Genomic DNA, 14,876 nt, shown 5'->3' with positions numbered 1-14,876 from the left:
TCAGTAAGTAACAATATAACAAATACGGTAATTTTATTGAAGCAATCTGCGGCATACGTGAAGTAACGCTGCGCTGACACATGTCAGGACGTGTAGCGCCGGGTTTACGTTCATGCGAACGCCGGATTCGGGAAATCAACGGTCACCATAAGACCACCTTCGGCTGACGTACTCAGATTGACCCTGCCGTTGTGTTGCTGCGTAACGGCTTTGACGATGGCAAGCCCCAGTCCACTCCCGCTTTGGGTCTGATTAGGATCGCGGAAAAATCTGTCGAACACGCGCTCCCGCAGTTCAACCGGGATACCGGGGCCCGCGTCTGAGACGCGCAGCTGAGCGGACTTATCACGCGATTGCAGTTGTACCTCAATGCGTCCACCCTCAGGGCTGTACTTCACGGCATTCTCAATTAAATTGTCGATCAGCGACACCAGACGTTCCCGAATGCCTGCGACATGGATTTCATCGTCGGCGAAGAATTCAAACTCAATCCCGCGTGCCGATGCCAGCGGCTCCAGTGCGGCCATTCGCTCCTGAATAAGCGTTGTCAGCGGCACAGGCTCCATTACCGTGTCGATGTGCGCTTCGCTGTGCTTCATCAGCAGAAGCTGATTGACGAGACGAGCAGCACGGCTATTGCTGCGAACAATGCCTGCAAGCAGCTCCTGCTGGCTTTCGCTGATGACCCAGGACTGCAGCGCCTCGACGTTGATTCGCATCGCGGCCAGCGGCGTACGCAGCTCGTGCGCGGCATCGGCAATAAACACCCTTTCCCTTTCGGCGCTTTCCCGCACCCTAGCGAGAAAGTCATTAATCGCGTCCACCGTCTGGCGCAGCTCCCTGTGCCTGGGAACGGCTTTTAAGGGAGAGAGATCGTCTGGCGTGCGCAATGAAATTTCATTCACTACCCTGTTCCAGGGGCGCATCGCGATGCGGATTGACAGCCACGCGGGAAACAGAAGAAAAGGGATGCATACAAGCAGCGGCATGACGTAATAGCCGCGCGAGTTCAGGTAGATAAAGAAATTCCAGCTGCCGGCCGGGGTGAAAAGGGTGACCTCCACGTCGGAGCGCGCAGATTTGAGCGTGCGGCTCGTCCAGGTGTGGTCTCCGGTCCGGACGCGCTGCATTTCCCCCAGGCGGCTATTTTTCACCTCCGTTGGCGCGCCACGCGAAGAAAAAATAATCTCATTATGCTTGCGAACGATCAGGTTGATAGCGAGTTCCGGATCTTCACCGCCGCCATACCCCTCCCGCAGCGCCTTGCTGAACGCGGCCAGCACCTCATTACGCGCCTGCGGCCTATCCTCCATGCTCTCAACCAGGGAAAAGAGGGTTGCGTAAGTCTCACTGCCCGTGAGTATTGGAGGGCTGCGCAGGTCCTCCAGCAAAATGAAGGTTAAAAAGAAACACCAGAGCAACGTAAGCAGCAGCATCTGGGCGACCAGCATTCGCCTGACCAGCGTAGGGAGCCTGAGGCGGTACCAAAAATTACGCATCAACCTGCCGCCTTCTGAACCGGTACGGTATCAATGACGTACCCTACGCCCCGCACCGTTCGCACAAAGCCATCGCCAATTTTTCGCCGCAGGTTACCCATATGCACGTCGAGCGCGTTGCTGAGATTTTCTTTCGTGCCGAATATCCTCTCTTCCAGATACCGCCGCGTAAGCACGCGATCGGCGCGCAGCATTAACGTTTCAAGCAGCGCATATTCGCTTGCCGTCAGCTCAATGTGGCGTGCGCTCACCGTTACGCGACGCGTCGGAATATGAAGCGACAAACCGCGAATTTCTATTGCCTCATTTTCAAAACCGTAACTGCGTCGCGCAAGGGCTCTCACGCGTGCCAGCAGCTCGGCGAGAACAAAAGGTTTGACCAGATAGTCGTCCGCGCCCGCGTCCAGCCCGCACAGGCGGTCCTGCAGCGTGCCTCGCGCCGTCAGGATAATGACGGGCATCCCCCGGAGTTGCTGACGCAGGCGCGTCATCAGGCTCATGCCATCGCCATCGGGCAGCCCCAGGTCGAGCAGAATAAGTTCCGGCACGCAGAGTTCAAGCTGATGCAGCGCATCCTCTTTCCGGCGTACCCATATGACATCAAATCCTTGATCTGCAAGGGCGATACGTACGCCGTTGCCGAGATCCAGGTCGTCTTCAATTAGTAGAATTTTCACAAAGGTAACGGTATCAGCAGTGGATGAAGAACAGCTTAAGAAAAAAACGGTATCAGGAAATCATTCAGCTTTACATAACCAGCACGTGCTTCAGCGTTTCTTCATTTTCGGCTCATAAGAACCTTAGGGAGGGTATTCAGAATGAGCGCGCTGGCGTTTAACACCGCCTGAATCGTAACCATCTGAATCCAAAAGGGCTTCTTTAATGAGAAACTGCAAACTGCGTCACAGGTTCCCCCGTTCACTCATCGGTCGCAGCGTGAAAAGCATCCTGTCGGGGGCCGTCCTGGCGTTACTGGCTACCCCGGCGCTGGCGGCCGGGCAGCGCCAGGACAACGTGTTAACCCTGGGGGGCGGCGTGGATGTTGCGCCACGCTATTCCGGTTCGGATAAGAGCCGCGTTACTGCGGCTCAGGTGGTTGATTACGCGATGGCAAATGGGTTCTTTATCAGTACCACCCGCGGGCTCGGCTACGGCAACCGCGTTGGCAACCTGGATTACAGCGCTGCGCTGAGCTATCGCGCAGGACGTAAGGATCGCGACGTAAGCAGCGATTCAATCGCCTCCGGCAGCGACTACCTGCGGGGGATGGGTGACATCAAAGGCTCGGCCGTCGTTGTGCCGGGGCTGGGGTACAGGATAACTGACTGGCTTAACGTGCAGCTGCAGGCTGAGGTCCCGGTTTCGGAAAGAGACAACGGTGAGGCTGTGCACTTTGGCATTGCCAGCCCGCTCTACACCTCTCCTGAAAACTCGGTGACGCTGGCGCTGACCGGCAACTGGGGATCCAGCAAGTACATGCAAACGTACTACGGGGTCAGCGCCGCCCAGTCGGCCGCATCGGGATTTGCCCGACATGATGCCGGATCGGGCATATACGCCTATTCGCTGAACCTGGACTGGACCCATAAGCTCACCTCCCGCTGGAGCCTGCTTGCCGCAGCTGGCGTTACGCAGCTGACGGGAGAGGCGGGCGATAGCCCCATTGTTCAGCGAAAAACGTCTCCTGTGGGAAGTTTGAAGGTGACGTATAGCTTCTGATGGTTCAGTGAGGGCGAAGGCGCGTTTGTGACAAAACCGCACATAACCCCGTTACAGGAGCCGGAAGTACATAAAGCCCGTAGGATGGCGTGGCCCGAAGTCGAACCGTTCATCATGCGGGCTTTTTTTATCACTGTTGACCCGATAACGCCTGTTCAATCGTACGGGTAACAACGTCCGGCTGGCTGACCATCGATACATGGCTTGCCGCAACCTCCGTGGTGTTGGCGTTGATTTTCTTCGCCATTGCGCGCTCAAGCTCAGGATTGATCATCCGGTCATTTTTGCTGACCACATACCAGCTCGGTTTGTCATGCCAGGCGGCATGCGCGACTTTCTCCCCAAACGCATTGGCCTTAATGGGGCTCTGCGTCGCGGCAATAACGCTGCGCTCAACGTCCTTCACGTCAGGGGCAAAATTCTCGCTGACCGCTTTTGTCGGCAGATATAAATACCCCTCTGCCGTTTTAGCGAGGCTGGCGCTCCCTGGCGGATCAGGGAAGCTATTTGCCAGTTCTGCCGTCGACTGGCCGGAATCCGGCGCAAAAGCGGCAACGTAAACCAGTGACTTCAGCGGGCATTGTTTCCCGCCTCGCTGATTACCGTCCCGCCCCAGGAGTGACCGACCAGCACCACATCCCCATGAGCCCGGGCAATAGCACGCTGCGTGGCGGCGACATCATCTTTCAGAGACGTGAGCGGAAGTTGTACCGCAATGACCTCGGTATGGTGTTTTTGCAGCCGGGTGATCACCTTATTCCAGCTGCTCCCGTCGGCAAACGCCCCGTGCACCAGCACCACGCTGGCTTTCGTCTCTGCCAGCGCGTTGGTGGAAACCGCCAGCAGCGCCGCTGTTAATACAGACAATGCTTTCATAACAGGCTCCTTAAAAGTGATGAACCGCCGCGTGGGGCGGTACGGTGAATTCAACGGTTTTATGGTCGATGGGCTTATGCATCGGGTCGGCAACGATGATGGTTAACTTGTGTTTCCCGGCGGGCAGCCCGACCAGGATCACCGGCTCGCCGCTGGTATCAGCCCAGTGCCAGGGCGCGTCATCCACCACTACGTGAATATGGCCGATACGCGGAGTGACTTTCAGCGCGTCGGGTCCAAATACAGGTTCAATGCGCAGGTTTTCGACGCGGTACTGAATAAAGACCGCACCTTTACTCAGCGGTCCCGCCAGCGGTGGGTCGACGATCAGTTTTGCTGGCGGCTGGGGTTTTTCCTGCGGCGCTACGGCGGCCGGGCCATTAACATCAGCGGCGCTCAGGCCATCCAACGGTGCCGCCAGTGCGCCAGCAAAGGACGTCAGCGCAAATACAGGAAGCAGGAAATATCGACGAATCATCTGTGTCTCTCCTCATCAGTTTATTATGGCGAGGGACACAGAAGACCATTTTTATGTATCGGGGATGTTTGCTTTTGCGGGCGTTTTGTACCGGTTTGTCAGCGTAGCGCTCGGGATACAGTGCGATACAGTTTGTCTGCCTGGAGCGAACATGCTTTAGCGCTCGGGCGAATCCACTACAAGACCTGATTGCTGTGACTGAATTTTGTCCTGATGGTGATACCAGGCGCCAATGGAGGAATAAACAAAGCGGCCAAAGAAAAACAGGAAACTGATGAGCAGTATGATGCGGGTCATCCGGGTGTTAAATCGATGTCGTTTTCGCATACGCGTAGCCTGACTCACTTTCTTTTCCTGAGTATACCCTTTTGGGCGATACGGCTATTAAGGCACAGCCGCAAGTCGGGGTCAATTCAGCGAAATGTAAAATACCGTCAATGCTTACATTAATTTATGTTATTAAAAACAACGCTTTTATTTATCGCATTGATAATTACAGGAAAAATATTCAAATAAAACGTAAGAAATGTTTATTCAGATAAATTAATTTGATTTAGGTCAACGGCATCTCGTCGTTGATATTTAAAATCCCACCTCCACTGTGCTTGCCAGGAATTTTCCGGGCATCGTGTACGTCAGGTTGGATGCCTGTCTTCATTTACCCTCTGGAGCGCAAGGGTTGTAAACGAGCATCTATGAATATTCACCACATCCTGAAGCAAAATAAAGACCGCTGGTGGGCACTTCCTCTTATATTACCCGTCGTGTTACTCCCGGTGCTTAGTGTGGCTAATACCTTAACGCAGCTGGGCGACGGTATCGTTGCGCTCTATTATCTCCCGCTCTCCTTTCTGCTGACGCTGATGTTGTTCTTTGGCCTGGAAGCCCTTCCCGGAGTGGTGGTGTCGCTGTTTTTACGTTATTACCCGTCCGTTGGGTTGTTTGAAACCGTGACCGGCATTTTGCATTTTATCGTCCCCCTGGTGCTCAGCTGGGGCGGTTACCGCGTGTTTGCGCCCCGACGCAATATGACCGCTTACGGTGACATACGCCTGATGGGGCAACGTATCTTCTGGCAGGTGTTTTGCCCGGCAACGCTTTTTCTGGTGCTATTTCAGTTTGCGGTTTATCTCGGGGTCTATGAGAGCCGCCAGAGCCTTGCAGGATTGAATCCCCTCAATATTCGGACCCTTATTAACTATCAGGGGCTGCTGGTGAGCGGGCTGACGGGTGTGCCGCTAAGCTACCTGCTGATCCGCCTGATACGTCATCCGCGCTATATCAAGGGACTGATGTCCCAGCTCCGCACGCAAATAGACAAAAAGGTGACGGCCGTTGAGTTTGTGGTGTGGTTTTTAGCTCTGGGTGGGTTGCTGGCTATGCTGCTGCTGCCCATGAATGAAAACAGTTCCATTTTCAGCACCAACTACACTTTGTCACTGCTGATGCCCGTGATGCTCTGGGGGGCGATGCGCTTTGGCTACAAGCTAATGTCAATCATCTGGACGCCGGTCCTGCTGGTGTCGATTCACTTTTTTTATCACTACATTCCGGTGCAGGAGGGTTATGGCATTCAGCTGGCGATCACCTCATCCAGCTATCTGGTCTTTTCCTTCGTTGTGACGTATATGTCGATGCTGGCGACACGTCAGCGGACCATCAATATTCGCTCCCGCAGTCAGGCTTTTCTCGATCCGGTGGTGCATATGCCCAACCTGCGGGCGCTGTCGCGAGAGCTGGCCAGTAACCCCTGGTCGGCGCTCTGTTTTCTGCGCGTGCCCGAGCTGGAAGTGCTGGGGCGTAATTACGGCGTACTGCTACGGATCCAGTATAAGCAGCAGCTGGCGCAATGGATAAATGGCACCCTTCAGCCAAAAGAGCAAGTCTATCACCTCACCGGATATGACATGGCGGTGCGACTGGAGGCGGAGTCGCATCAACAGCGCATTGAGACGCTGGACGAGCATATTAAGCAGTTTGTTTTTATCTGGGATGGTATGCCGGTGCAGCCTCAGGTTGGCGTGAGCTACTGCTATGTACGCTCACCCGTCAATCACCTCTATCTGGTGCTGGGGGAACTGGGCATCGTGGCTGACCTCTCCCTCTCAACGAATCACCCGGAAAATCTTCAGCAGCGCGGGGCTGTTCACTTGCAGCGTAGCCTGAAAGATAAGGTGGCGATGATGAGCCGTTTGCAGACAGCGCTGGAGCAGAATGCTTTTAGCCTGTTAGTTCAGCCTGTTCGCGGCCTGCGCGGCGATCATTACCACGAAGTGCTGCTGCGAATGCGTGATGATAACGGCGCGCTGATCTTTCCCGAGCAGTTCCTGCCCATAGCACAGGAGTTTGGTTTATCGTCGCGTGTCGATTTATGGGTACTGGAGCGTACGTTGAGTTTCCTGGCACAGCACCGCCAGCGTTTGCCGGGCCAGCGCTTTGCCATCAACCTCGCACCTTCAACCGTCTACCGGGCGCAGTTCCCGCTTGAAGTGAGCCGCCTGTTAGCCAGATATGCCGTTGAAGCATGGCAGCTGATCTTTGAAGTGACCGAAAGTAGCGCCTTTGGTCATGCGGATCTGGCGGCATCCACCCTCAGGCAATTGCAAAAAATGGGAATACGGATCGCCATTGATGATTTTGGCACCGGCTACGCCAGCTATGCGCGGTTAAAAAGCGTGGACGCCGACATTCTCAAAATCGACGGCGGCTTTATTCGCAATATTGTCAGCAACAGCCTGGATTACCAGATCGTGGCATCCATTTGCCATCTGGCCCGGATGAAGAAAATGCTGGTGGTGGCGGAATGTGTGGAAACAGAAGAGATACGTAGCGCGGTGCACGCGCTAGGTATCGATTATGTGCAGGGCTACTTGATTGGGTTGCCAGTTGAGCTTGATACGTTGCTCGAAACACAGCCTTCTCAGGAGAGCGCCTTAGCCGTTACGCTGCCGCCTCAGAACTCTCTTCTTCAATCTTCAACAGCCAGCCGGTGACCGCTTCCCAGTACTGCTGCTCTTTTTCCAGATCCAGCAGCACCAGCGCGTTCTGGCTAAACCAGTCGTGCGGGAAGCTCAGCGTCCAGTGATAGTCATCCGTTTTAAGCTTCAGTGTAGGCGGTGTGGTGGTCGCCTGCCGCTGATTATTGAGCAGCACGCCCAGGCGCAGAAGCTGAATGAGTGGCAGGAACTGCTTTTTCTTAAATAGCGTAAAGCGCGGCAGATCGTCGAGCTTGATGGCTTTGCGGTGATAGCGCACCAGCGTCGCCATCATGGTTTGCTGCTCCTGGTTGAAGCCAGGCAGATCGCTATTTTGCAGAATATAGGCTGAATGACGATGCATTCCGCTGTGGTTAATGTTCAGCCCCACCTCATGCAGCATCGCGGCCCATTTTAACAGCGCGGCCAGCTGCGGATGCGCCAGCTTTGGATTCTGCTCCTCCCACTGCTCGTACATCTGAACCGTGGTTTCCAGCACCCGTTTCGCCTGTTCGCGGTCGATATTGTACTGGTTGGCAAGGCTCTGCGCGGTGCGGCTGCGAATATCCTGGTGACGGAAACGGCCTTCCATCTCATACAGCACACCTTCGCGCAGGGCGCCGTCAGAGAGGCGCAGCTCTTTGATCGCCAGCGCGTCAAACACGCCGCAGAGGATCGCCAGCCCCGGTACGAACACCGCTTTACGCTCGTCGGACAAGCCCGGCAGACTCAGGGCGTCGAAGCTCTTGTGCTTAAGCACCTCTTCGGTGAGTTTCACCAGGCGCTCAGGCGTAATAAACCCGTCCTTTTCACCCATCGCTAGCAGCACTTCATGGGCCGCTTTAATCGACCCCGATGCGCCCAGCGCCACGTTCCAGCCCTGAATACGATACTGCCAGGCCAGATTTTCCAGTTTTTGCACGGCGGCCATGCGCGCGCGCTGGAAGTTTTCGCGGGTGATGACGCCGCCCGGAAAATACATTTGCGCGAAGCTAACGCAGCCCATACGGCGGCTTTCAACCAGACGCGGCTCGAAATCTTCGCCAATCACCAGTTCGGTTGAGCCTCCGCCGATATCAATCACCAGCTTGCGGCCTTTTTCCGGCTGCGTATGCTCCACGCCCATAAAAATCAGGCGCGCTTCTTCGTTACCAGAGATGATCTCAATCGGGTAGGGGATAACCTTTTCCGCGCGCTTAAGAAATTCCGGCGCGTTCAGCGCCTGGCGTAGCGTATGCGTCCCGACGATGCAGACGCTGGAGGGCGAAAAGCCTTGCAGACGTTCTGCGAACAGCGACAGGCAGTTAAGCCCGCGCTCCATTGCCTCTTCGCTCAGCATGTTACGCGCGTCGAGCCCATCGGCCAGATGCACGCGCTGCTTCAGACGACCGATGATCTGCATCGCGCCATCCACCTCGCGGGCGATGACCATATGGAAACTGTTTGAGCCAAGATCGACCGCAGCGAACTCCTGCGGGCGTGGGGTATTATCGTTTATTGGCATAGGTTAATCGGGTTGCTCAAGTGATTTGATGTAATCGTAAATCGCCAGCTGCGACCGCACTTTACGGCGATTGCCGCGCGGTACATAGCGATTACTGAGTTCTTTGTCGATATAACGTGCTTTCACCGTATCGCTGAACAGGATCTCGATAATGTCCAGGATACGCTGCTTCAGGCGAGGATCCAGCAGCGGTGCCGCCACTTCAATACGGTAATCAATATTACGCGTCATCCAGTCGGCGGACGAGAGGTATACGCGCTTATCACCGGCGTTATCGAAAATATAGACGCGATCGTGTTCAAGATAGCGATCCACAATGCTGATCACGCGGATGTTGTCGCTGATGCCTTCCAGTTCCGGAATGAGCGAGCACATGCCGCGAATGAGCAGATTTACCGGAACGCCGGAGCTGGAGGCCGCATACAGGCGATCCACCAGGCCTTTGTCCACCAGATTGTTGAGCTTCAGCGTGATGCCGGACGACAAGCCGTTCTGCGCATTGGCAATCTCTTTGTCGATCATATCGTACAGCAGGCGCCGTGAGTTCTGCGGTGACACCAGCAGATAATCGAAGCTCACCGGGCGGTACGGGTTCTCAATGAAGTTGAACACCCGACGCACTTCGTTGGTGATGCGGGCATCGGCAGTCAGCAGCGAATAGTCGGTGTAAATACGCGCGGTTTTCTCGTTAAAGTTCCCGGTACCGATATGGGCGTAGCGCACCACGTCGTCGCCCTCTTTACGGGAGATCAGGAACAACTTGGCGTGAATCTTCAGCCCCGGCGCGGAGAAGATGACGTGCACGCCCGCTTCCGTCAGTCGGCGCGCCCAGTGGATGTTGGCCTCTTCGTCGAAGCGAGCCTGGAGCTCAACCACCACGGTCACTTTCTTGCCGTTGTGCGCTGCGTGGATCATCGCATCGATGATGCGGGAATCTTTCGCCACGCGATAAATGTTGATTTTAATCGCCAGCACGTTCGGATCGAACGAGGCCTGACGCAGCAATTCCAGCACGTGTTCAAAGGTGTGATACGGATAGTAGAGCAGCACATCCCGCTCGCGGATGGCATCGAACCCGTTGCGGAATTTATCGAACCAGATATGGCGCAGGCGCGGCAGCGGTTTGTTTACCAGATTGGCTTTGCCGACGTTCGGGAAGCCAATGAAATCTTTAAAGTTGTGGTAACGCCCACCGGGGATTATGGAGTCGTAGCGGGAGATGGTCAGCTTATCGCGCAGCATCTCCACCATCGCGTCCGGCATATCGCGCTGATAGACAAAACGCACCGGCTCTGCCGTCAGGCGCTGCTTGAGGCTGGAAGACATCAGCTCCATCAGGCTGGCCTCCATCTCATGCACCAGATCGTACTCGGCGTCACGGGTCATCTTCATCGAGTAGGCGTTGAGCGCGTCGTAATCGAAGAAACCTTTGAAGATATCGTCCAGACAGTAGCGCAGAATGTTATCCAGCAGGATCATCGGCTTACGTCGGCGCGGGGTTTCCGGCGGCAGATTTACAAAGCGCGGGACTTTATCAGACGGTATTTCCAGCAGCGCGTAGTTAATGGTCTCACCACGAATGATTTCTACCGCCAGATAGGTGTAATCATCTTTCAGGAACTGCACCAGATCGGTTTCACGGTTGATCAGAATCGGGGTGATATGCTGGCGCAGATAGTGTTTGAAATAGTGGCGCAGCCAGTTTTGCTGATTCGCGGAGAGCTGGCGTTCGTTGATCAGGAAGATTTGGTTGCGTGCCATTTCCAGCAGCAGCTCGTTATAGAGGCCATCAAATTCCTGATCGGCTTTCATGACGCGAGACTGGATTTTTCCAAGCAGATGCCGCGAGTGGGAGTTTAAGCCCTGTTCTTCGCTGATGATGATTCGGCGTTTCAGTTCGGCGAAGCGAACCTTGTAGAACTCATCCAGATTGTTGGAATAGATGCCTAAAAAACGCATACGCTCAATCAGCGGGTTGCTTTTATCGGCCGCTTCCTGAAGTACACGTTCGTTGAATGCTAACCAGCTTAGCTCTTTCTCGATATATAACTTTTCCTGACCCATTACAGCTCACACTCCAGTTCAATCACAGGACGTGGTAAATCCGTCTCGTCCTTATTATGGCGAGCATTTCCACGATATGTCCAACAGTGCCAGAAAAGTATGACAGTTATTTTTTTTGTTGGGGATTTTAGGGGGTTGGAGAAGGGAATATCGGGTAATGCAATATGTAGGTCGGGTAAGCGCAGCGCCACCCGACAGAACAAACTACTCTTCAGCCGCATGACCCTGCGGGGGTAACTTCACGCCGTCCAGCCAGGCGGCACCGTCGCGCATCTCAAGACGGCCGTCAACAAACCAGCTTACCACCAGCGGATAAATGGCGTGTTCCTGAGCCTGTACACGTTCCGTCACGTCGTCTTCGTTGTCACCGTCAAAGACCGGTACTTTTGCCTGCAAAATGACCGGACCGCCGTCCAGCTCGTCGGTAACGAAATGCACGGAGGTACCATGCTCCTCATCGCCGTTCTCCAGCACCTGACGATGGGTATGCAGGCCAGGATATTTCGGCAGAAGAGAAGGGTGGATATTCAGCAAACGTCCGTTGTAATGCGCGACGAAGGACGGGCTCAGGATACGCATGTAGCCCGCCAGCACCACCACGTCAGGCGCGTAGGCGTCAATCTCCTGCACCAGCTCACGGTCAAAGGCTTCACGCCCGGCGAACTGGCTGGCTTCCAGCGCGTGCGCAGGAATGTTCGCTTCCCGCGCGCGCTCAAGGCCGAACGCATCGGCCTTGTTGCTGAATACTGCCCGAATGGTGCCATTGATTTTCTTCTGTTTGCAGGCGTCTATAATTGCCTGCAAATTGCTTCCGTTGCCGGAAATGAGCACCACGATGTTTTTCATTCAATGACCACACGCTGTTCGGAATCGGAAGCTTTAATCGTACCGATTTTCCACGCGTTTTCACCTTTTTCTGTCAGCAGTTTAACCGCTTTATCCGCTTCGCTGGCTGGCAGGGCGATAACCATGCCCACGCCGCAGTTAAAGGTGCGATACATTTCATGCTCGCTCACGTTGCCTGCGGATTGCAGCCAGTTGAAGACGGGCGGCCACTGCCATGAGGAGGCGTCGATCACCGCCTGGGTATTGTCCGGCAGCACGCGCGGAATGTTTTCCCAGAAGCCGCCGCCGGTAAGGTGAGCGATGGCGTGCACCTCAACGTTCTCAATCAGCTCCAGCACGTTTTTGACGTAGATACGGGTCGGGGCCAGCAGGTGATCGGCCAGCGGTTTGCCGTCCAGCTCGGTGGTCAGCGGGTCGCAACCGCTCACTTCGAGGATCTTACGCACCAGAGAGTAGCCGTTGGAGTGCGGACCGCTGGAGGCCAGCGCAACCAGCACATCGCCGTCAGCCACTTTGCTGCCGTCGATAATTTCTGATTTTTCTACCACACCGACGCAGAAGCCTGCGACGTCATAATCTTCACCGTGATACATGCCTGGCATTTCAGCGGTTTCACCGCCGACCAGCGCACAGCCGGATTGCAGACAGCCTTCGGCGATACCGTTAATGACGCTGGCTGCGGTATCCACATCCAGCTTGCCGGTCGCGTAGTAATCCAGGAAGAACAGCGGCTCAGCGCCCTGTACCACCAGGTCGTTGACGCACATCGCCACCAGATCAATACCAATCGTATCGTGACGCTTAAGATCCATCGCCAGGCGCAGTTTTGTACCGACACCATCCGTACCCGAGACCAGCACAGGTTCACGATATTTTTGCGGCAGCGCGCACAGTGCGCCGAATCCACCCAGGCCACCCATCACTTCCGGGCGGCGGGTTTTTTTCACCACACCTTTGATTCGGTCAACCAGCGCATTACCTGCGTCAATATCAACACCGGCATCTTTGTAGCTGAGAGAAGTTTTGTTGGTCACGGCTTAAATCCCCACGCGATTGCATAGCTAGTAAGAAAAATCGGCGCAATTCTAACAGTCCAGGCAAACGTTTGCGAGCCTATTCTCGGCGCGAGGATCTTTTTTTCTGTGCGGACTGTCCAGGGCAACAAACTTGACTCCGTTCACGAAAATGAAACCGGTTTCGGCGATCTGCTTGCAACGGCTATCCCCTTTGCACATCATCAAAATGAAACCGGTTTCTGTAACTGTTTTTGCAGAAAATAACGCAGAATGAGGGAAAGCGAATGTCAGGATTTAAAGCAGGTTTTCTGTGGGGTGGGGCCGTTGCGGCGCACCAGCTTGAAGGCGGCTGGAAAGAGGGCGGCAAGGGCGTGAGCGTTGCCGATGTCATGACGGCAGGCGCCCACGGGGTACCGCGTGAAATCACCAACGGCGTGCTGGAGGGGAAAAATTACCCAAACCACGAAGCCATCGACTTTTACCACCGCTATAAAGAAGACATCAAACTCTTTGCCGAGATGGGGTTCAAATGCTTCCGCACCTCCATTGCCTGGACGCGTATCTTCCCGAAAGGCGACGAGCTGGAGCCGAACGAAGCGGGACTCAAATTCTATGACGATCTTTTCGACGAGTGCCTGAAGCACGGCATCGAGCCGGTGATCACGCTTTCCCACTTCGAGATGCCTTTCCACCTCGTAACGGAATACGGCGGCTGGCGTAACCGTAAGCTGATCGACTTCTTTGTCCGCTTCGCGAAGGTCGTTTTTGAGCGCTATCAGCACAAAGTGAAGTACTGGATGACCTTTAACGAGATCAATAACCAGGCCAACTTTCACGAAGACTTTGCGCCGTTTACCAACTCCGGGCTGAAATATGCGCCGGGAGAAGATCGCGAGCCGGTGATGTTCCAGGCGGCGCACTATGAGCTGGTGGCCAGCGCCCTGGCGGTGAAAGCGGGGCGTGAGATCAACCCGTCACTGCATATCGGCTGCATGATTGCCATGTGCCCCATCTATCCGCTGACCTGTGCCCCGGACGACATGATGATGGCGATGAACGCCATGCATCGCCGCTACTGGTTCACCGACGTTCACGTGCGCGGCAAGTATCCGCAGCATCTGCTCAACTACTTTGAACGTCGCGGCTTCGCGCTGGATATCACCGAAGAAGATAAAGTGGCGCTGACGCAGGGCTGCGTGGATTACATCGGGTTCAGCTACTACATGTCGTTCGCCACCAAAGCGACGGCGGATAATCCGACGCTGGATTATGACGAGAGCAAGAGCCTGGTTTCTAACCCGTACGTGCAGAAATCGGACTGGGGCTGGCAGATCGATCCTGTCGGGCTGCGCTACTCTCTGAATTGGTTCTGGGGTCACTATCAGCTGCCGCTGTTTATTGTGGAAAACGGCTTTGGCGCGATCGACGTGCTGGAGAGCGACGGCACGGTGAACGACCAGTACCGCATCGACTACCTTTCCGCCCACATCCGCGAGATGAAAAAAGCGGTGGTGGAAGACGGCGTGGATCTGATGGGCTATACCCCGTGGGGCTGTATCGACCTGGTCTCTGCCGGCACTGGCGAAATGAAGAAACGCTACGGTTTTATCTTTGTCGATAAAGATAACGAAGGTAACGGCACGCTGAACCGCAGCAAGAAGAAATCGTTCGACTGGTATAAGCAGGTGATTGCGAGCAACGGCGATAACCTGTAATTGTCGGGTGGCGCTAACGCTTACCCGACCTACACTACACGTAGGCCCGCGTAAGCGCAGCGCCACCGGGCAAGACCCCGCACCCAAACCGGAGCCCAGCCTCCGGCTTTTTTGTTTTTGATTGATGTACATCAAGCAACATGGGTATGGTGCAATCCGAAAAAAGCGGTATAATCCCGCGATT

The 14,876-nt window shown here is 55.0% G+C and carries 11 protein-coding genes and 1 pseudogene; 3 read left to right on the top strand and 9 right to left on the bottom strand.

Going from position 1 to position 14,876, the window contains the following annotated elements; translation table 11 throughout:
• Positions 1-110 precede the first annotated feature (110 nt).
• Positions 111-1,499 carry a HAMP domain-containing sensor histidine kinase gene (locus L2Y28_RS15935; RefSeq protein ID WP_022648990.1) on the bottom strand — a complete coding sequence of 463 codons (1,389 nt, stop codon included), beginning with the start codon at positions 1,497-1,499 and terminating at the stop codon, positions 111-113.
• A complete protein-coding gene (locus L2Y28_RS15930) occupies positions 1,499-2,176 on the bottom strand; it encodes a response regulator (protein WP_022648989.1) in 678 nt (225 codons plus the stop codon). The genes L2Y28_RS15935 and L2Y28_RS15930 overlap by 1 nt, the downstream gene beginning before the upstream one ends.
• 205 nt (positions 2,177-2,381) lie before the next feature.
• Here L2Y28_RS15930 and L2Y28_RS15925 point away from each other — a divergent pair, with 205 nt between their 5' ends.
• A complete protein-coding gene (locus tag L2Y28_RS15925) occupies positions 2,382-3,218 on the top strand; it encodes a MipA/OmpV family protein (RefSeq protein ID WP_022648988.1) in 837 nt (278 codons plus the stop codon).
• Positions 3,219-3,348: 130 nt separating this feature from the next.
• Here the strand turns inward: L2Y28_RS15925 and L2Y28_RS15920 are convergent.
• The 3 genes and pseudogenes from L2Y28_RS15920 to L2Y28_RS15910 form a co-directional block, all read right to left on the bottom strand.
• Positions 3,349-4,094: pseudogene (locus L2Y28_RS15920) on the bottom strand (alpha/beta fold hydrolase).
• Positions 4,095-4,104: 10 nt separating this feature from the next.
• Positions 4,105-4,572, bottom strand: coding sequence for a DUF6130 family protein (locus L2Y28_RS15915; protein WP_022648985.1), 468 nt, complete (start codon positions 4,570-4,572; stop codon positions 4,105-4,107).
• 156 nt (positions 4,573-4,728) lie between these two features.
• A complete protein-coding gene (locus tag L2Y28_RS15910; protein ID WP_017383512.1) occupies positions 4,729-4,899 on the bottom strand; it encodes a YfgG family protein in 171 nt (56 codons plus the stop codon).
• 368 nt (positions 4,900-5,267) lie between these two features.
• Between L2Y28_RS15910 and L2Y28_RS15905 the strand changes: the two genes are divergently transcribed.
• Positions 5,268-7,565 (top strand): EAL domain-containing protein, encoded by a 2,298-nt coding sequence (locus tag L2Y28_RS15905; RefSeq protein WP_022648983.1) that lies wholly within the window; start codon positions 5,268-5,270, stop codon positions 7,563-7,565.
• On the opposite strand, the gene ppx is transcribed toward L2Y28_RS15905, so the two are convergent.
• The 4 genes from ppx to purM form a co-directional block, all read right to left on the bottom strand.
• A complete protein-coding gene (ppx, locus tag L2Y28_RS15900) occupies positions 7,513-9,051 on the bottom strand; it encodes an exopolyphosphatase (RefSeq protein WP_003860570.1) in 1,539 nt (512 codons plus the stop codon). The genes L2Y28_RS15905 and ppx overlap by 53 nt on opposite strands.
• Before the next feature lie 3 nt (positions 9,052-9,054).
• The gene (gene ppk1, locus L2Y28_RS15895; protein ID WP_006811494.1) at positions 9,055-11,115 is read right to left on the bottom strand and encodes a polyphosphate kinase 1; all 2,061 of its coding nucleotides are present in this window, start codon (positions 11,113-11,115) and stop codon (positions 9,055-9,057) included.
• 204 nt (positions 11,116-11,319) lie between these two features.
• Positions 11,320-11,961: a phosphoribosylglycinamide formyltransferase gene (purN, locus tag L2Y28_RS15890; protein ID WP_022648982.1), complete on the bottom strand. Its 642-nt coding sequence runs from the start codon at positions 11,959-11,961 to the stop codon at positions 11,320-11,322.
• Positions 11,958-12,995 carry a phosphoribosylformylglycinamidine cyclo-ligase gene (purM, locus tag L2Y28_RS15885; RefSeq protein ID WP_022648981.1) on the bottom strand — a complete coding sequence of 346 codons (1,038 nt, stop codon included), beginning with the start codon at positions 12,993-12,995 and terminating at the stop codon, positions 11,958-11,960. The genes purN and purM overlap by 4 nt, the downstream gene beginning before the upstream one ends.
• Before the next feature lie 266 nt (positions 12,996-13,261).
• Between purM and L2Y28_RS15880 the strand changes: the two genes are divergently transcribed.
• A complete protein-coding gene (locus L2Y28_RS15880) occupies positions 13,262-14,692 on the top strand; it encodes a 6-phospho-beta-glucosidase (RefSeq protein WP_022648980.1) in 1,431 nt (476 codons plus the stop codon).
• Positions 14,693-14,876: the final 184 nt, after the last annotated feature.

The sequence above is a fragment of the Enterobacter sp. JH25 genome (genome assembly GCF_021725435.1).
Taxonomy (GTDB): domain Bacteria; phylum Pseudomonadota; class Gammaproteobacteria; order Enterobacterales; family Enterobacteriaceae; genus Enterobacter; species Enterobacter intestinihominis.
The sequence above is the reverse complement of the archived record's forward strand: the minus strand, read 5'-3'. Positions and strand labels throughout refer to the sequence as shown.